General features: G+C 54.7%; 12 protein-coding genes. 5 read left to right on the top strand and 7 right to left on the bottom strand.

Annotation, left to right across the window (positions count from 1 at the left end; genetic code table 11):
• The first annotated feature begins 1,147 nt into the window (after positions 1 to 1,147).
• From MXE39_RS05555 to MXE39_RS05545, 3 genes are read left to right on the top strand one after another with little or no spacing between them, the layout of a single operon-like run.
• Entirely contained in the window at positions 1,148 to 2,416 is a 1,269-nt protein-coding gene (locus MXE39_RS05555) for an ankyrin repeat domain-containing protein (protein ID WP_246977683.1), read from the top strand.
• On the top strand, positions 2,413 to 3,249 hold the full coding sequence (locus MXE39_RS05550) for a radical SAM protein (RefSeq protein WP_246977682.1): 837 nt from the start codon (positions 2,413 to 2,415) through the stop codon (positions 3,247 to 3,249). Before MXE39_RS05555 ends, MXE39_RS05550 begins: the two co-directional genes overlap by 4 nt.
• A complete protein-coding gene (locus MXE39_RS05545; RefSeq protein ID WP_246977681.1) occupies positions 3,246 to 5,027 on the top strand; it encodes a hypothetical protein in 1,782 nt (593 codons plus the stop codon). The genes MXE39_RS05550 and MXE39_RS05545 overlap by 4 nt, the downstream gene beginning before the upstream one ends.
• 246 nt (positions 5,028 to 5,273) lie before the next feature.
• Here the strand turns inward: MXE39_RS05545 and MXE39_RS05540 are convergent, their stop codons facing one another.
• Complete coding sequence (locus MXE39_RS05540) at positions 5,274 to 6,782, bottom strand: tetratricopeptide repeat protein (protein WP_246977680.1); 1,509 nt, start codon at positions 6,780 to 6,782, stop codon at positions 5,274 to 5,276.
• Positions 6,783 to 7,637: 855 nt separating this feature from the next.
• Here MXE39_RS05540 and rpsT point away from each other — a divergent pair.
• Both rpsT and MXE39_RS05530 read left to right on the top strand, forming a co-directional pair.
• A complete protein-coding gene (rpsT, locus tag MXE39_RS05535) occupies positions 7,638 to 7,901 on the top strand; it encodes a 30S ribosomal protein S20 (RefSeq protein WP_246977679.1) in 264 nt (87 codons plus the stop codon).
• A gap of 756 nt (positions 7,902 to 8,657) precedes the next feature.
• Positions 8,658 to 10,253 (top strand): sulfatase-like hydrolase/transferase, encoded by a 1,596-nt coding sequence (locus MXE39_RS05530; RefSeq protein WP_246977678.1) that lies wholly within the window; start codon positions 8,658 to 8,660, stop codon positions 10,251 to 10,253.
• Positions 10,254 to 10,564: 311 nt separating this feature from the next.
• Here MXE39_RS05530 and sstT read toward each other — a convergent pair whose 3' ends face one another.
• The 6 genes from sstT to rnhB form a co-directional block, all read right to left on the bottom strand.
• On the bottom strand, positions 10,565 to 11,830 hold the full coding sequence (gene sstT, locus MXE39_RS05525; protein ID WP_246977694.1) for a serine/threonine transporter SstT: 1,266 nt from the start codon (positions 11,828 to 11,830) through the stop codon (positions 10,565 to 10,567).
• A gap of 453 nt (positions 11,831 to 12,283) precedes the next feature.
• Entirely contained in the window at positions 12,284 to 13,444 is a 1,161-nt protein-coding gene (locus tag MXE39_RS05520; protein ID WP_246977677.1) for a hypothetical protein, read from the bottom strand.
• A gap of 979 nt (positions 13,445 to 14,423) precedes the next feature.
• Positions 14,424 to 14,615 carry a hypothetical protein gene (locus MXE39_RS05515; protein WP_246977676.1) on the bottom strand — a complete coding sequence of 64 codons (192 nt, stop codon included), beginning with the start codon at positions 14,613 to 14,615 and terminating at the stop codon, positions 14,424 to 14,426.
• Positions 14,616 to 14,800: 185 nt separating this feature from the next.
• The gene (gene tilS / locus MXE39_RS05510) at positions 14,801 to 16,936 is read right to left on the bottom strand and encodes a tRNA lysidine(34) synthetase TilS (protein WP_246977675.1); all 2,136 of its coding nucleotides are present in this window, start codon (positions 16,934 to 16,936) and stop codon (positions 14,801 to 14,803) included.
• A gap of 134 nt (positions 16,937 to 17,070) precedes the next feature.
• Positions 17,071 to 18,027 carry an acetyl-CoA carboxylase carboxyltransferase subunit alpha gene (locus tag MXE39_RS05505; RefSeq protein WP_246977674.1) on the bottom strand — a complete coding sequence of 319 codons (957 nt, stop codon included), beginning with the start codon at positions 18,025 to 18,027 and terminating at the stop codon, positions 17,071 to 17,073.
• 660 nt (positions 18,028 to 18,687) lie between these two features.
• On the bottom strand, positions 18,688 to 19,317 hold the full coding sequence (gene rnhB, locus MXE39_RS05500; protein WP_246977693.1) for a ribonuclease HII: 630 nt from the start codon (positions 19,315 to 19,317) through the stop codon (positions 18,688 to 18,690).
• Positions 19,318 to 19,516 lie beyond the last annotated feature (199 nt).

The raw sequence follows: 19,516 nt of genomic DNA, 5'->3' as shown, positions 1-19,516 counted from the left end.
GCCCAGCCCCTCCACTGCATTTATATAAGCAAAACACCCCGCCCGACCAGCCGCCCCCCCGACGCCCTGCCCCAGCCATTCCGCTGCATTTATATAAGCAAAACGTCCCGCCGACCAGCCACCGCCCCGACGCCCTGCCCCAGCCATTCCACTGCATTTATATAAGCAAAACACCCTGCCCGACCAGCCACCGCCCCGACGCCCTGCTGCATCCCTGCATCTCTGCATATATAGAGAGCGCCCACTTACCAGCATATGCCCTCCCGTCTATGGCGCTGCTCTTCATATAGAGGAGCACGCCACCATAGTCCTCTGCCCTGCCGTTATCACCGCTGCTCTACATATATAGAGGCAGGGTCAGTCTGGGCTCAAGTCAGATTATGGCGGACAGGTTTACCTGGGCGGAGCCTGGGCTTAATCCGTTTCTGCCTGTACGCGCCATAATTCTGCTGTGCCATGATCTCAGTCGGAAAGAGCACGGCCATAAGCACTGTTGTCACATGCTCAGCACATACAGGTGCTTAACATCAGTACAGCAGACCGTGCTAACTGAGCGTCCCGTTGGCCGGTGTCTGGTGCCCGATGACAGGCTGTTACTGGCACCGGCACTGGCGGTCGGCTCTGGCGGACGAAAGCCGCAGCCTGGGTTGGGCTTATGGCCGCAGCCCGGGTTGGGCTCATACAGACAAACATATGGACAAAGTGAAAGACGGGCCTTATGAAGCCGGCGGGGCTGACCTTAAAGTCGGCTGTAAGGCCTGAGAACAAACAAACATGGAGGCTGTAGTTGTGGATATGAAGGTGCACTGTGCTGCGATATGAGTGATATAAGCTGCATGGTTCTGCCCGGGGTAGCCAGGTGTGGTGACCTTCAGGAGCGATCGCGGGCTGGCCAGCAGGTTCAAACTGCTGTGAAAAATCAGTAAAAACCGCTGCAAAAATGACTGTAAGAGGCCCCTTTGAGGGTCGATGCCTCGTTTTTTGCGTTTCAGCAACAAAGCCGGAAAGGCCTGTAAACAGGCCATTGGAGCTAAAAGCGTTGCTATTTTCGTGCTTTTGTTGCTATTTGGTTTTGGCCCGTTAATTTTTGGATTTGCGATTGCTAATATGCTTTCGACCCCAGCCAAATTCTGTAAGGAGATGCCGATTGCAAAGCGAAAGTACTTTACTTGGCCAGCGCATACGGGAGATTCGCGAGAAGAACAATATCTCTCAGGAGCAGCTTGCCGAGCACATCCATGTAGGCAACAAGTCATCGATCAGCCGCGCTGAGTCTGGCGGTCTCAAACTCAAGAAGACCCGCGAATATGCAATGAAATACTGCGAGTACTTCCAGCTTGATGAGATACAGCGGGAAAACCTGTTCAAGGCCCAGAAAATCGCTGTTCCTGATACCTCCGCCCTTCTGTGCAACCCTCAGCTCATTGACTCCATTGCTGACGAGTACATGCACATCATCATTGCGTCTACTGTACTTTCCGAGCTGAACCGCCTCAAAGACCGTGGCGACCAGAAACAAAGCCGCGTTGCCTGGCAGATAATCCATGATATAGGCAACACCCCAAATATCATTCACCGCGACTGCTCCCCGGACTTTCACGGCAACAATGACCGGCGCATTGTCAAAACAGCTGAAGAAGCGGCCCGTAAATATGGCTGTCTGGCAGAAATCATCACCAATGACGTGGATTTCTCCGCCATTCTCAAGGCCGACATTCCCAATGTCACCGCCATCCACCTGCCTGAATACCAGGTACGCCGCCAGAAGCTGATCAGCACCGAGCGCATGGCCTGGTTTGACAGATACTTTGCCCTCAGCTACGAAGACATTGATCCTCCCAGCTCTGCTGAGGCCAATGCATATCTGGGCAACGGCCTGACTCTGATTATCTCCACAGTACGCAACCAGGAAGCCAGTCTTGATGAACGCAAGGCCAAGATCAAATGGCTCATCAAGCACGGAGCAGACATCGACAAGCTAGACAACAGCAGATACTACTTTCCGGCTCTGACCCATGCCATACAGGCAGGTGACTTCAAGATCTTTCAGTTCATGCTCGATGAGTGTAACGCCAACCCCAACCAGGGCAACCGCAATCCTTACACAGCCTCCACGTTCCGCCGCAAGAACGAAGGCAACATGCCCCTGATGGTGGCTGCATGGGAAGGCAGGGCCCGCTTTGTTAAGGCTCTGTGCCGCAACAAAAAGACCAGCATCAACCAGCAGGATGGCAACGGCTTTACAGCACTTATCAAGGCCTCAGCCAATCGCAACAGGTACTGCCGCGAAATCCTGCTGAGCTACGGTGCTGATAAGAGCATTGTCGATATCAACGGTCTTACCAGTGAGGACCATTACAAGACAGCCATGAGACAGGGACCGCTGCGCAGTCGTGGAAGGCAAAAGTCAAAATGATCACCCGTGTATGTATCTCCATAAATAACCACTGCAATCTCAAATGCCGCTACTGCCACTTTATTGAAAAGGAACAGTCCATTGAGCCTGCAGCCATGGATATCCCGCTCATACTGGACAATATCCGCAGCCATATTGAAAAGCATGACATCAAGCTCTTCAAGATAGGCTTTGTAGGCAATGGCGAGCCCCTGCTTGAGTATGATCTGCTCAAAAGCTGCATTGAGCGCATTGACGACCTGATAAGAGCAGGCCTCGTGGCTGCCTATACCATCACCAACGGCACGGTCTTTACCCTTGACATGATTGCCTGGCTGCATGACCACAAGGTCAATGTGGGTGTCTCGATCGACGGTATCAAAGAGATACATGACAGATGGCGCTGCCACTCCCACCGCAAGGTCATGCAGGGCATTGAGCTGTACCGTGAAGTCACGGGCTCATGGCCGTCTCTTAACTGCACTGTCGGGCAGGATGTCCTCGACCGGGTCGATGAGACCATAGAGTTTTTCAAAGCCTTTGACAGCCGCATCACTTTCTCGCGCATGACCGGACGCTACGGCATAAGTATTGAGCAGTACCGTGAGTTTCTCGACAGGGCAGCCGCCGTGCTCAACGTACGCCGGGGCGGTTATGACTGCACCATGTACGGAGGCAAATGCGCAGCGGGCATGGACAATGTGTTCTACGCCAACGGAAAGATCTTCATCTGCGGCAACTGCGTGGATATCCCTACTCCCTTTACCTCTGACACCCCTCTGGATCAGGTGCACTTCAATCTTCCTGAATTTGACCGCAACTACTGCTATAAGGAGAGCGTTCTGAAAAGATGAGATTTGCTTTGTATGGTATGCCCTGCGCCGGCAAAACCACCCTGATGAACAGCCTTGCTCACAGGCTAGTCCCCATAAGCGGCAGTCAATGGCTCAATGACAATACAGACGGACAGTTCCGCGCGCTCAGCGAGGCCGAAAAACATAAGTGGCGGGTCAGATATACCCAGTACCTGGCATCACGCGATGACGATTTGATAAGCGACGGTCACTATGCCTTTGAAGATCAGGTGGTGTTCTCCCCTGAAGACGGCGCCGTCTATGATGTATTTTTCTATCTGTACTGTGACCCGGCCCTGCTGTGGGAGCGCATGCAGACCTCACATAAGAACAGCTGCTTTGCACACCTGCGCAAAGTGGATCTGGCCCGCTGGCAGGACAGAGAGATCAGGGAGCTGCGCCGCCACTGTCAGCTCAATGAGCGCGACTTCCATGTCCTGCCGGCCACAACGGTCAGCAAGGATGACTTTGCCCTCTTTGTCGAGGACATTATCGCAGGCATGAACTGCTGTGCTCATGCAGTGCAGATAGCTGAGCAGATCATCTCGTGGTTTCCGGATCCATGTGAGCTGCACATAGTTGATGGTGACCGCACGCTCATCTGCCAGGACAGCTTTCGTATCTGTGCCCCTGAACACCGTACCAATGTCTTTGACGGTAACTTCTACACGGGCTTTCAGTCATGGCTTTTTGCCCGTGAGACCGCCGCGCTCAGCCTTGATACCGGGGCTCTGGAGCGCTGCCGGCTCAACACGAACCTTAAAGACACCATAGGCAATGACAGCTTTGTGGTCCTGTCAGCCGGACTGACCGGGCTGTGGGATAACCTGGCCGCACGCTTTAATCTCAGGCACTGCATAGCCTCACCCCTGATCTCGGCTGATACCAAGTACCACACCGTAAGAATCTTAAGGGAGAAGGGATATACCATAACCGCATGGGGCGACAGCTGCAATGACTGGTACATGTTAGGCAAGGCCGATCGGGGCATGCTGTGCCTGAACGGACGCATCAGCCGCTCCCTTGAGGGCCTGGACTGCAGACACCTCCACCTGTTCTGCCCTCCGGCCGTTCACATCCTCACCGATGCCCTGCCCCCTGCGCCTGTATCCGTGCAGGCGCAGGTCCAGGAGGCCGCACCGGACGCTGCCGCCGCACCGGACGCAGCCGCAGCCCCGGCTGCAGCGCCGGCCGCTGCTGCAGCTGCAGCGGACGTGCGCCCGGGCATAGACCTGTTCGATGAGAGCACGGCCGCCCAGATAAGAGCTGACATTGCTATCTGCAAGTCGGATTCTGGCATCAATGGTCATACCCTTGCTCAGGCTCATCTCAACCTGGGCCGCATTATGGGCCAGCAGATGCGCAAAATGTTGCCGCACGAAAGAACTCCGGTGCTGGTACTGCAGCGCGGCGGTTACTTCTTTGGTGCCGGAGTGTATCTGGGCTTTGGCGGGTGCTTCTGTCCTTTCAAGCCTGAAATCGACCCCGTACCCGAGTTTACGGGCAACTTTGCGGTCATAGCTGACAGCGTCATCAACACCGGACGCTCGATACTAAGGCTGATTGACGCTCTCAGGGCGCGCAATCCTGACCTCACAGTCTGTCTTGTAGCCAATGTAGTTCAGAACAATGCTCTGGAGCTGCTAAAAGAGCATATGCTCTTTACCGTGCGCGTCTCGAGCAACAGCTTCACCGGCCGCCGCCAGCACCATCAGACCGGCAACACCGGCCCTGACACCGCCGACCGCCTGTTCAACCTGCTCGACGGCCTGCCTTAGCCGGCCGTCCCGGTGGCACGGCCGGCGCACGGCGCCCATGGCGCTGCTCCACAGGCGTGGCCGGCGCACGGCGCCCATGGCGCAGCCCCGAGGACGAGGCCGGAGCGCCGCCGCCCACGCTGCGCCCTGGCAGCCACCTATTGAAAAGGCCGGGTGAGCTTTTGCTCACCCGGCCTTTTGATTACCGGTTCGTTCGGCACTCAGGGCTGCATGCTGCGCCTGCGGCCCTGAGATCCAGTGCGCATGCTACTTGCGCTTGCCGTCTACTATGTAGCAGGCATCCTTGACGCCGAGCTTACAGGCACGCTGGAAGTAGGTCAGAGCCTTGGCTGTGCTCTTTGGAACACCAACGCCCTCAGTGTAGGCAAAAGCCAGCTGGGTGCAGGAGGTACCAGAGTTCATGGAGCATGCCTTTATGTGGTTCTTGATAGCGTTGTCGTAACGGCCATTTTGCATATCAAGGACAGCAAGGCGCTCACAGCCCAGAGGGGACTTTAACTTACAGCCCTTATCATAGGCCTGCTGAGCAGTAGCCATGTCGTCATTGTTGATGGCGCTGTTGGCAAGCTGCATACAGGCATCAGCACTGCCACCGTCACAGGCACGGGCATAGGCCAGAGATGCACCTGTGGTCAGGTTGCCATAGGAAGCAATCAGAGCGTTACAGGCCATCTTGTGGTCAGCGTTACAGGCATCGGTGAAGAACTTCTGAGAGCCCTTCTGGTTGGCCAGACCCTGCAGGTAGCAGGCCTGAGAATTGCCCTGTTCACAGGACTTGCTCAGAGTGCCATAAGCCTCATTGAGCTTGCCCTTGTAGAAGCTGTAAGTACCGATGAACTGACAGGCCAGCTGATTACCGGATTCACATGACTTGTTGAAGAAAGTCAGAGAGTCGGACAGATTGCCCATGCGTACCTGAGCACGGCCCAGGACAAAGCAGCTGCTCTCGTGGCCCAGTTCACAGGAACGGGCATAGGCCTTACGGGCACCTTCCTTGTTACCGGTACGGGTGTAACGGTCTGCAAGAGCCTGACAGGCAGCGCCGTCATTGAGGTCACAGGCCTTGGAGTAGGCAGCATCACCTTCCTTGTACTTCTTGAGCTCGTACAGGCGGTCGCCAAGACGCAGACAGGCAGAGGAGTTGTTAAACTCACAGGCCTTACGGTAAGAATCAAGAGCACTTTCCTTGGAGCCGGCATCAGCCATGGCCTCAGCGCCCTTGACGCAGTAGGAACCACCGCCAATCTTGCAGCTCATGGCAAAGTTCTGCTTGGCTTCCTTAAAGCGCTTGAACTTTGTGTTTACCATGCCCATCTTGTGGTAGGCCTCAGCAGCAATGGCCAGATCGCCTGCCTCAGTAGCCAGGGTATAGGCCTGCTCGAGCTCTTCGCGAATGTAACGGCCAGGCAGCCAAGTCTCAATATCAAGACCATCCTGCCATGCACGGTACATCATGTCACCCTTGACCAGACAGTAGCGACGCTCGCCACCACAGGCACGTCCAGCAAGGTAGATAGCACTCTTGAGATCACCGAAGTCACGGCTGTTTTCATAGTCTGCAAGAGCTTCAAGAGCCATAACTTCACAGCTCTTACCGCCACGCTCACGACAGTCGGTCTTGATCATTTCAGCACGGGCGATGATGGCTTCCTGCATTTCCTCATCGGTCATCTGCAGGTCCTGGGCGCTGGCGCCACTGTCGGCCACAGCTGCAATCTGATCCTGTGACGGACCGCCACATCCAGTCAGGAGCATACCGAGGCCTAAAAAGGCACTGCCCCACAGGCCCAGTAATTTTTTACGAGTTGATAAACCGTTCACTTATTCATCTCCTTTGGACTTTTACGACCGGTTCTGACCTTAAAGCAAGATTTGAGCCGCCTCCCTTTTGACAGCTCATCATCAGTACCTGAACCTGATTTACAGCACGCTCCCGCGCCCTTTACAGCACCATCACAGACCACCCGCGCCCCTGTTATCCCCTGGTGCATCCCCGGATAAATGCTCCGGATGTACCCCGCTTAAAACAACTGTACACCAGGCCCCCTGGCATCAAATAAGCCCTGAACAGCCACGATAAACAGCCTCAATATTAAGGCAGCCCGCCCCCCCACAAACCCTGCCAGTTATGACCGGCTCCAGGTAACATGGTCATGCCGGCCCTGGGCTACGCACGCTGCGTCCTGGATGAACACGCACTCCACCACCTTATGCGGCGCACCTCCGCAGTTCGATACTAACCATGACAGTATCCTGTCAGGACAAAGGTCCATGAGGGCATGTCACCGGGGTGCGCACCTGCACGAAAGCCTGGTCTGCAATACAGGAAAAAGGCTGCGGGTCATGAGGGAAATCTTTGTAGAAAAATCAAGGTGGGAGAAGGTGGTGAAAGGCTGTACGGGGCTGCATTTTTGTGGGCTTACATGCAGATAAACTGCATATAATGGGGATTTAATAATTTTTTTGTTGCAAAGCTCTCAATTTATGATTTTTTCCCTGCCCTTTTGATATAATACCGCGTTTAGTGCCACAGGCAGCCTGTATGATAAGTGATATGGTAGTTTCGTGGCTTAAATCTTTCTAAGTACTTTGAAAAACCAGGAGCTATTTGTGCCTAATATTAAGTCTGCAAAGAAGCGCGTTATTCTCACCGAGAAGTCCCGTCAGCGCAATGTTGCTGCCCGTTCCAAGATGCGTACCTTAATTAAGAAGGTTCTCGCCGCTGTTGCTCAGAAGAACAAGGAAGCTGCTGTTGCCGCCTTTAAGGAAGTTGAGCCAGTATTAGACCGCGCCGCTTGCAAGGGTTTAATTCACAAGAACAAGGCCGCTCGTCACAAGAGCGAGCTTGCTGCCAAGATCAAGTCTTTAGCTTAATCCGGCTCCTTTGCTGCAACAGCCCTGCTTGATATCGGCGGGGCTCTTGCCTTGTCCTGCTTGCAGAGCCGCTTTACAAAAGAGCCTGTGCAAGCAGGGTAAAAAAAACTGGCCACCTGGGGTGACGTACCTCAGGTGGCCAGTTTTTTTTATGCCTGCCCTCCGCTACGCCGGGCCCGGCAAGATCCCGGGCCCTGCCCGTCCACGGGCTATACGCGCCCATGGCCCGGCCTGCCCTTATCCCAGGGCCCTGCCCGATCCATGGGGCAGCCCGATCCCGGGCCATGTCATGACATGTGCTCTGGTTCTGCACCGGCTGCAGAAGGCGGCAGGTAAATACCCGGGCGGGCAGATAATATCAGGTGCAGGTACCGTGGTTTGCTCTGACCGGCAGGTCATGGCCATGGGCCAGGCCATCGTCCATGGCCATCGGTCATGGCTATGGGCCAGGCCATCGTCCATGGCCATAGGCAAGGCCATGGGCAAGGACCTGGACTCTGGCTGGACAGCCATCAGCATGGCCTGTTTATCAGGCATTTGCGGTCTTTGCAGTATGGATGCGCTGATGGCCGGGGCTGATGCCGGCGGGCTCAGGTACGGCTGTATCAATTAATACAGTGCTTACAGGCATCTATTTGCCCTTTTCAGGCCTGAAACACTATAATCTGGCAAGAAAATTGCCACATATATGGCCTGATACTGCACTGTCAGCAGATCATCTATTGTATTTCAGGTTGACGCCCAAGGAATTTGCCCATGTCGGATACCAAAAACACTTCAAGACCAAACATTATTCTCTATGTAACTGACAGGCAGCGTGCCGATGCCTGCGGCTGTTATGGCCAGACTCTGGAGACCACTCCAGTACTGGATGAGATGGCTGCTCAGGGTATTATTTTCAAAGAGGCCTACAGCACTCAGGCCTGCCCTAATGCCATGAAGGCCGCTCTGCTCACCGGCCAGGACATGACAAAGACCGGCTGCTTCAAGCGCCACACCCAGCTCAACCCTGAAGTAAAGACCCTGGCTGACCTTGCTGAAGAACAGGGCTATGAGACTGCCTTTACCGGTCACTGGCAGCTGGGCGCCAACGACAAGATTGCTCCTGACAGCCCGGTTACTGCTGAACAGCGTGGCGGTTTCAAAGGCTTCTGGCGTGGCAGCCATGAGATCACAGCCACCTCAAAGTCCATCAATGAGGGCTATGTTTACGACGAGAATGGCAACAAGGTTGAGTTCAAGGGCAACCGCAGCCTGTGCGTAAGCGACTTTGCTGTTGATTTCTTAAAGCAGCATGACGCTGCCCGTCCTTTCTTCCTTACTGTTTTCCAGGCTGAAGCTTTCCAGCGTACCAGAGAAGACGTAGAGGCTCAGATTGAAGATTCCCGTGAAGAGCTGGAAAAGAGCATCGAAGAATACATCGAAAAGAACGAGATTACCGCCATTGCCAAGAAGCAGGAAGTAACCGAGCACATGCGTCTTGCTGCCATGGAGAAGATCTTCAAGTTTGAAAGCGCAGACGAAGAGTTTGAAAAGGAACACTATTTCCCACGCCTGCCTCTTGATGTGCAGCTTTACTCTTCCAATATCCGCACTGACTATCCACGTTACCTGGGCCAGCTGCGCCGCGTTGACGAGGGTCTGGGCCGCATCATCGAGCAGCTCAAGTCAAGCGGTCAGTACGACAATACCTTTATCGTATTCACCTCCACCTCAGGCAACACCTTTGGTGCCCGCTCTGCCAACCACAACACCACCGGCTTTGATGACGCCGGCCGCACCTCCCACAAGGGCAGCACTCATGTGCCTCTGGTAATAGGCGGCGGAGCTGTCAGGGAGCACAGGGAAGTTGAGGCTCTGGTATCAACCGAGTCCGTAGCAAAGACCATTGGTCTGCTCATGACTGGCGGCTGCACCTGCTGTGACAGCCTCAATGGTGAGAACCTGCTGACTGTTGCCCCTGAGGCTGACAGCAGCCGTGCTCTGTACTACATGATTGGCGAGAGCCGCACCGGCCGTGCTATCCGCACCAATGATGAAATGTACGCAGTCTTTGCCCCTGATGTTAAGGGTGAAGAGAGCTGCACCAGCGATGTCTGGCGCGATGAGTTCTATTACGATCTGGTAAGCGACTTCTGCGAGGCCAACAACCTCATCAAGGCTGAGCGCTACAAGGATCAGAAGAAGGCCATTCGTGAGCGTCTGCTTGAACTTATGGAAAAGCATGAGGGCAAGCGCTTTGAGATTCAGGATCCTCTCCCTGACTATGTCGAGGAAGATGACGAAGAAGAAAAGGCTGACGACAAGGAAAAGGCCCCAGCCGAAGATAAGGCCGAAGACAAGACTGAGTAACAGCAAGGCCGAAGATAAGGCTGAGTAACAGCCCGGCCGGCACGACCGGCCGTATCTTTGCCTGACCTGCAGCATCTGAACTGCAGACGCAAAAAAGCCCCGCATCTTAAACAGGATGCGGGGCTTTTTTCATGGTTCCAGGCTTACAGTCCGGAGGGCTGAGGGATACAGGCAGAAGCATACAGTCCGGATGACCGTGGGCCCTGGGCTTAGGGCACTGGCACTTTGCCAGGGCACATGGCTCAGGGCCTCACAGCTGCCTTGTCAGGCAGCTGGCAGGATGATCGCCTGTTTCAGGTTCCCTGTGGTTATCAGGACTCTTTGGTCTCGTGTACATGCAGGTCACGGTCGAAATCCTCAGGGATTTCAATCTGGCGACAGGCTACAGCGGTGAAGACCACGTCAGATGAGGAGTTGAGGGCGGTCTCGGTGGAGTCCTGGACTACGCCGATGATAAAGCCGATACCTACAACCTGCATGGCTATGTCATTGCTGATACCGAAGATGGAGCAGGCCAGAGGAATGAGCATCAGGGAGCCGCCGGCGATACCGGAGGTGCCACAGGCACACAGAACGGCAGCGATACACATGAGCAGAGCTGAGGCAAAGTCCACCTCAATACCCAGGGTACGTACAGCAGCCATGGTCATGATAACGATGGTTACGGCAGCACCTGACATGTTGATGGTACAGCCTAAAGGAATGGATATGGAGTAAGTGTCCTTTGGCAGGTGCAGACGCTCACACAGAGCCAGGTTCATAGGAATGTTGGCAGCTGAAGAGCGGGTAAAGAATGCGGTCACAGCGCTCTGGGTAATGGACTTGAAGACCAGAGGATATGGATTCTTACGGCAGATAATGAAAGCAACCAGCGGATTGAGCACGAAAGCAATCAGCAGCATGGTAGCTACCAGCACCAGCACTACCTGAACATAGTTGATGAGGTTGGAAAAGCCGCCTGGCTGAGTGCAGGAGCTGTATACCAGACCCATAACACCAAGTGGAGCAAAACGGATAACAATACGTACTACACCAGCTACAGTCTGAGCAAGGTCATCAAGTACCAGCTTGGTAGGCTCGTGAGCTACACGGAACATCAGACCAAAGGTAATACCCCAGACCAGAATGGCTACGTAGTTACCCTTCATCAGAGCGGTAACAGGATTTTCCACAGCCTGCATAACGAAGTTGAGCAGCACCTCGGCAATACCCTGTGGAGGGGTAATATCCTGAGCGGCATCAGCAAGAGCCGGGAAAGTTACAGGGAAGATATAGCTCATGGAAAGAGCCAGCATGGAGGCGAAAATCATGGAAACAAAGTAGACCACGATTACCGGCTTCATATTGGTCTTTGTGCCTTTGTTATGTCTGGCAATGGCTGAAGAAACCAGAACAAAAACCAGCAGCGGAGCAATGGCCTTCAGAGCTGACACGAAGAGATTACCCATGGCTGGCAGCACGGTGCTGTCTTCAGGATAGATAAGGGCAATCACTACACCAATCACCAGGCCGATAATGACCTGCATGATAAATGGTACAGCATTGAAAAATCTGGCTATTGGATTATTGGGGCTTATAGGCTCAAGCATGACATGATTTTCCGTTTTGAAATGCCGCTTGCGACATGAGAAAAGAACAGGACACAACCTTTGCTGTGCGCCCGCATTTTATCAGGTTTTAACCGGTAATAGACAAATTATGAGCCCTGAATTATGAAGCTCATTTTCCATAAAATACCGCTACCGCCCCTGAAATGACGCATTGTAGCCGCGCACCCCACCTGCAGCCCATGGCCCAAAGGCCACGGACTGCATGCAAGAGGCCTGAGACCCTTGCAGGCGCCAGAGCAAAATGCCCAGTACTGACTCACTCTGTCCGCCATCCTCTCAGCCACTGGCCTGCTTGCAGGCGCCTGAGCTGCTGGCAAGACAATAAAGGCCGCAAATGCGGCCTTTATTGTCTGCCGGCACGGGGTTTATGGCCCTGTGCCGGAGCTGCCTGCAAACTGCAGACATGCTCAAGGGATGTTCTTATTTACCCTTTGGGCTGGAAAGCTTGATGTGATTGAGGCCACGCAGGTGACGGTTGATTTCCTGCAGGCGCTGCTCCTGATTCTGACGGAAAGAGTCGATCTGGTGGCTGCGCATTTCCTTGGCTTCAATAAGCTGCTCGTAAGCGGCATTGAGGTTGAACAGATAGTCACACACCTGATTTACCTCATCACCCTTGAAGAAAGCAACAGGGCGCTTGCAGCGGGCCAGGGCGTACTGCTCTACCTTGGCAAAGCCACGGTCAATTTCATCAGTCACTGTGTCAACGCGGGAGGTTACCTTGTTCTGAATATCCTGGACAAAGTCCTCAAGCTCCTGAGGGTGATTGGAGGCAAGACGGTCCTGACCGCTGGCATTGTCCTTGATAACCAGCTGACCGTCCTTGAGCCAGATGTAGGAAATACCAATCATGGTACGTCCCTCAAGCAGGCGGTAGGTGCGGTAGATGCTGCTCAGCACATTGTCACTGGCATTGAGCAGATCGTGGCTGTAGTTTGGATAGGCAATGATGGAGGAGTACTCGCCTGAGAGCATGTCAACAATGCGGGTATAGCTGACAAAGTTAGGAGTATCCTCAAAACGGTAACTGAACTCATAATTGCCATTGAGCCAGTCCTGATCGTTATAGCCCAGGGTGGCGCTGTAGCCGTTGAGACGACCGTCCTTGAGGGAAATGATGGAGTAGCCGATTTCGCTTTCGCTGCGGCCGGTGTCAAAACGCAGATAGCTTACCAGGGTGTCCTTTACCTTAGGGTCAATCTCTACCAGGTGCTCGGAAACCTTCTTGTCACCGACAGTACGGACAACACGTCCCAGACCAACAGCACGGCCTTTGGAGCAGTTACCGTCCCAGTACAGAGCTGAGTTTTCGCTGTCAGCAACCATAAATGGCAGCAGACAGGCCTGCTTGTAATTACGTGGCTGCATGCGCTCATCGTAAATATTGCTCTGATCAATCTGTGAGGAGACAGTCTTAATCAGCTCATAATCGCTGATAAGGCGGCTTTCAATAGCGGCATTTGTCTGCAGATTGGACATGCCCTGCTCGACTGCACTTTCAGTGCTGTTACATCCTGACAGAGCTGCGGCTACAGCCACGGCTGCAGTGGTTAAAGAGGCAAACTTTACAGACAGAGCCATAAGCATTTTCCCTGTATAGTCCATAAGCACGACCCTGCTGCAATAACCACAGTCACAGGGCGCAATGGATAAGTTAATTTGGTGACACGGCATTGCGGGCCGTCAGAAGGCCTTCTGAGCGATAAAAACCACAGGCAGCATATGATGGACCTGCACCCCTGACTCAGACAAAATACCATTTACCCGCTGGTAATCATGACCATTTAACATGCCCTGTAAGAAACCGGGCACAAGCCTTGTCCTTAAACCGTCAATTTTATTGCAGCTGCAGCGCTCAAATGGGCTTTAAACAGGCAGTTGCACCTTAATCCAGATATTCACTGCAAATGTCGTGCACACATTCATCCTGCCAGTTTGACAGCCCTGTCGCCCGTCCCGTACGCCGCCACGGCGCCAGGCCAGTTCGGCAATGCCAGGGCGCTGCGTCGCCATCCCGCCTGGCGGCCCTGACAGGCCCTGGCATCCAGGCCCTGCCCATCAAGCCTTGCATCAGCATCAGCTCTGAGCCTGTCATTTGAGTTTTCAGGTGTGGAGCATTAGGCGCAGCTGCCGTCCTTGGGGCCAGCACACCCCCCGACTTAATACTTAAGTCACCTGTGGAAAGTGGGTGCAGCAGCCGCACAAATGGCGTGAACAAGCCATCTGGAACGTACGTTTTACATTTTGAGCAAAAAGTTATAATTTTTTTTCAGGCCTGTGGAACTATTTAAGGCTAAGAGGCTCTAATAATACAGAAAGCGAACAACCCCATCATAAGAAGCTGGTGGGCATCCCTAAACAAGTTTTCATACTATCCCACATATGACGGCCTGACCCATCCCTGTCAGGCCGTCTTTATTTTCCCCGCCTGCGCAAGCCTGCTACTATCCCCTGAGCCCGTCTTCTATCAGAGCAGCCCCTACAGCCACGAAAATGCCACGGCCCCTGCGCACATCGCCCCTCTGGCCGTATGGCTTATTGGCCCTGCACCGACAGCCCCTCAGAGCAAAACCATTTTCTCCACAAAACAACTCCCTGAACTGAGCGCCCGCACCAGCCTGACAGCACCGCCACAAACAGCCTGTTTACAGGCATCATCTGCTGCTGCAGCCGAAACCGCAGCCGGCAACCACCAGTTTTCAACACCATAAACGAGCTGTAATTTTAAATACCCAGCTCCCATCTGCACCATGTCAGCAGCGCCATGTCAGCTGCGACACAAGCTCATGGCGCGAGTACTGTTCAGCTGCGCCATGTCAGCTGCGACACAAGCTCATGGCGCGAGTGCTGTTCAGCTGCGCCATGTCAGCTGCGACACAAGCTAATGCTGCGAGTACTGTCCATCTGTCAACGGTACCGCCATTTGCCTCATGCAGCTTAGAGTTTGCGAGTTATCTCAAGGCGCCACTGCAGTGGTGAGGTGCTGGCGTTTTCAGAGGAGCTTGAGTAAGGCTCGCACTGAGCTGGACTGCAGGCAAAGACATTGCCCACAGCAAGTACGACACCACTGCTGTCCTTTACCAGAGGCTGACAGGCACGCTGCCATGGGGCAATGCCGTGCTCGATAAAGAGCTTTTTGAGCTCACGCGAATGACGGCGGCTTACTGGCTTGAGGCGCAGGGAGCCAGGGGCATCAAAGTCCAGCACCACCTCAAAATTATCCTGGTGTCCAGCCTCGAGCGTAAAAACAGCGCCACCATGGCTGTCGGTGCGTGAAGAGCTGTCCCTGCACTGCAGGGCTGTACCCTCTGCTCTTACCAGGCTGTAGCTGTATGCCCCCGCAGTCAGACTTTCCCCTGCTCTGAGTACATGCTGGCCGGTAAGCTGCTCCAGGGTCTGAGAGCTGTCCTTGATGTATACGCACAGCAGGTTCAAAAAGGTCGATACGCACAGGCTGCCAGACAGTGCAGCATCAGCTGAAACGTCGGCTGCCGCTGCGCCGCAGCCAGGAGCGTAAGTTTCGTCCTCGTCTGCAAGGCCGTCAGTCAGGCAGTCACCAGAGGCTGTCGCAAGCGGGCTGATGATGCCACAGCCGTCGGCGCCGGTACTGATGGTGGAGCCGGTGACAGCGCCCGTGACAGCGCCGGTGGTGCTGCTGCCGTCGGCTATGCCCGGGGCAACTGTGACTGGCAGCAGGGCTGTCGGGGGCAGGTGGAGCTCGATGAGGCCATTGCGGTCATGGTCTTTGACCATGAGCTCCATGGAGCGCTCGATGACGTTGAAGTCCACGCCCCGGTGGATTACCCGGGCAAAGAAGGCACGCAGCAGCATCATGGTCAGATTGCGATCGGAAAGGTCCAGGCGCTCGAAGTTAAAGACCAGGCCCTGACTGTCAGGGATATTGTTGATGCCCTGGCGCAGCTGCAGGTAGCACGGCAGCATGGCTGCGGTAAAGCGCTCAGCCATATCATGCTCGGCTGCACAGATAGCCTGAGAGCGCAGTATTGAGCGGTCAATGCCGACAAAGCGCTCACGCAGCTTTGGCAATACCTTAAGGCGCATAAAATTGCGCTCAAACTTCAGATAGTTATTGGACAGGTCAAAGACATACTCATAACCAGACGAGACCAGCAGCTGCTCTACCTCAATCTTATGCAGGTCAAGCAGTGGTCTTAAGATGACGCCGCGCTCATCGTGAATCAGAAAACGCATGCCCCTGAGTCCATGGGGTCCTGATCCACGCTTAAGGGCCAGCATGAAGCTCTCTACCTGATCGTCAGCCTGATGGCCCAGCACCAGACAGTCCACGCCCCTGCGGGTGTTTTCAAGTAATGCCCGATAGCGCTCAGCACGGGAACTGTCTTCAGGAGAGACACCATTGCCATAGACAATATCCAGTACGGGGGTGACCATTTGTACCTGCAGACGCTCACACAGACGGATATTGTTGGTAAGCCAGATATCGTCATCAGGATCGAGTCTGTGGATACAGTGAACGGCCAGAGCCTCATAACCAAATCGGTCCCTGAGGGCACAGGCCAGCACCAGAGCCAGAGTAGAATCGGCACCTCCTGACATGCCGGTCACCAGACCACGGTAGTCACTGCCCTGCTCATAATTAAACAGAGCCAGACGTGCATGGACGAGGTTGCACAGACATTCGACCACCTCAGCACTGAGCTTATCAAGGCGGCTGTTCCCCCTTACAGTACGCAGCGCTGCAATGCCCTGGTCTTTCTGCTCAGGGGCATTACCCATAATGGCGTAGCCTGCAGCTCCTGTGTGCTCCACACTGCGTGCCGATGAGCGGCATGGCTGCACGCGCTGCATGAAGCCACGAAAGCGCTGCAAAGCCTCATCAAAGGCCATGCCCGCCAGCACCAGCTGCTTTTTGAAGTCCCCATGCTGAGCGCAGTGGGCGGCGCCGCCCACTGCCTGCAGCTGAGGTTGCTGCGGCATCAGGTGCGGCTGCGGCTGCTGCGGCCCTGCAGATGTGTTATCTGCATGGCAGCAGCTGCCGGCGGCAATGGTGCTGGCGCCTGCAGGGCAGGTGGTGCGATCGTAATCTTTCATGTCAGCCTCCTGAAAGGCGCTGGGTACAAAGCAATGCGCCCACGCCACGATGGTTTCGTGGGTGGGCGCGGGGCTGGCCTGATGCCCGTCAGGGCTGGGCCGTAAGACAGGTGCCGCTCCTGCAGCACTGTCCGTTAGCAGTAACCGAAGCTCATCAGACGGTCAAAGCGATTGGTCATGCACTCATCTATGGATACAGACTTGATGGACTCAAGCTCACGCAGAATGCAGCTCTTGAGGTTTTCTGCCATCTGATCGTAATCACGGTGGGCACCGCCCAGAGGCTCTGGAACGATTTCGTCGATAAGCCCCAGGGACTTGACCTTGTTGGCGGTGATATTCATGGCCTCAGCAGCCAGAGGAGCCTTTTCGGCGCTCTTCCATAAGATGGAGGCACAGCCCTCAGGGGAGATAACTGAGTAGGTGGAGTACTGGAGCATGTTGACGCGGTCACCTACGCCAATAGCCAGAGCACCACCGGAACCGCCCTCACCGATTACGGTGCAGATAACAGGAACCTTGAGGTCACTCATCATCTTGAGGCTTTCGGCAATGGCACCGGCCTGGGAGCGCTCTTCAGCACCAACACCTGGATAGGCACCAGGAGTGTCGATAAAGGTCAGTACAGGAATGTGGAAGCGCTCGGCAAGACGCATCAGACGCATGGCCTTGCGGTAGCCCTCAGGACGAGGCATGCCGAAGTTGCGCATGGTGCGCTCCTTGGTGTCACGGCCCTTCTGGTGGCCAATAATCATTACCGGCATGCCCTCAAGGCGGGCCATACCGCCGATAATAGCCTTGTCATCGGCAAAGGCGCGGTCACCTGCCAGCTCCTGGAAGTCGGTAAAGATACGCTTTACGTAGTCCATGGTGTATGGACGCATTGGATGACGGGACAGCTGGGAAATCTGCCAGTCGCTCAGGGAAGAATAGAGCTTTCTGGTCAGCTCAACATTCTTCTTTTCCAGCTGCTTTAACTCTTTGGACAAATCAACGTCGTTACCAACAGTGGTGCTTAATCTCTTGAGCTCCTCAATATGAGCAAGCAGATCCGCAATTGGCTGTTCAAAATCTAGATAGTTAATATTCATAACAAAATATCAGACCAGCCTGTCGCTCCGGCGCCCTGTACAACAGCTGATCGTCTGACATCAAATGACAGCTCAGCACAGCGTACATTGTTCAGTTATCTGCCTGCAGGCAGTTACTGCAGCGGGGACGGGACAATCCTCTCCCTTCTAGTTTCAGAAAATATTGATTTGCGCCCTGGCAGCTGCCTTACGGTAATACTCAGTCGGAAGTCTGTTCAGACGGCTCCGGTAGGCTGTGCAGTGCTCAGTCATTACGCAGCATCAAAACCTGATCTGTCAGCGGCGCTATTGCAGCGCCCTGCCGTTAGAGCCCATGCTTTCAGGCAAAGCGCTCAGACGAAACAGCGTTGACAGTACGGGCAGCAAAAAGCACCCGAAAAACTTGTCTACTTTACTAGAAAACGCCTGTTAAATCCAGAAAAAGCCGCACTCCCGTAAGCACTTTTACCTGAAAAATCCCCTGTTTACACCCCTTGCGCCCAGAGGGGCGCCGCTTCGCGGCATGACGGGCTATCCCCCATACCATGCCAGCCTGTCATACAGCCCGATCCCCATGCAATGAACTGCGCGCAGGCAGCTGCGCAACCGCACAGCAGCCATGGCGGCCTCTGCTGGGCGCCTTCGACCTGGCGGTCATGGCGGCCTCTGCCGCCGAGGCCGCTATGACAGGCCGCGCTCGGCCAGCAGTCTGGCTACCGGGCCGTAGCTGCGGCGGTAGCAATCCAGTATTGGCAGAGTGGCCAGAATCTCCAGATGGGCTTTGGTTGGATAGCCTTTGTGGGCGGCAAAGCCGTACTCAGGATAGATTTTGTCGAGCTCATAGAGATCGGCATCGCGTGCGGTCTTGGCAAGAATTGAAGCGGCGGAGATTTCAGGCACCCTGGAGTCGCCCTTGACCACTGTCTCTACCATTACCCCAAGGGAGCTTATGGTGGCAGGCACACGGTTGCCGTCTACCAGCACCAGATTGCAGCTGCGGGCCATGGCATCATAGGCACGGCGCATGGCAAGGAAGGTGGCATTCAGGATATTGAGCTCATCAATTTCCTGAGGTGAGGCCCTGCCAATACCCCAGGCAACAGCCTGCTCTTTGATTACAGGAGCCAGAGCATCACGGGCCTTTTCAGTAAGCTTTTTACTGTCATTGAGACCCTCAATCATATTGTTGTGGTCAAGAATTACGCAGGCAGCAACCACATCTCCCATCAGAGGGCCACGACCGGCCTCATCCACACCGCACACCAGGCAGTGACGAGGATCTACCGGATAGACAAAAGGCTCATCAGGCACCACCACCTTCTTGCGGCCCCTGCCTGAACCTCCGGCTGCCGGAGCTGCAGCCCTGCCAGCCTTTGCAGCCCCGCCAGCCTGGGCACTGGACTGAGCCGCGTCTGCTTTGCTGTCAACATCAGCATCTACTGAGGCATTAGCCAGCAGGTCTCCCATGGAGGCATCAAACTCATCACTGCGATCACGTTTGCTTCTGGCC

The sequence above is a fragment of the Anaerobiospirillum sp. NML120511 genome (genome assembly GCF_023050955.1).
Taxonomy (GTDB): Bacteria; Pseudomonadota; Gammaproteobacteria; order Enterobacterales; family Succinivibrionaceae; genus Anaerobiospirillum.
The sequence above is the reverse complement of the archived record's forward strand: the minus strand, read 5'-3'. Positions and strand labels throughout refer to the sequence as shown.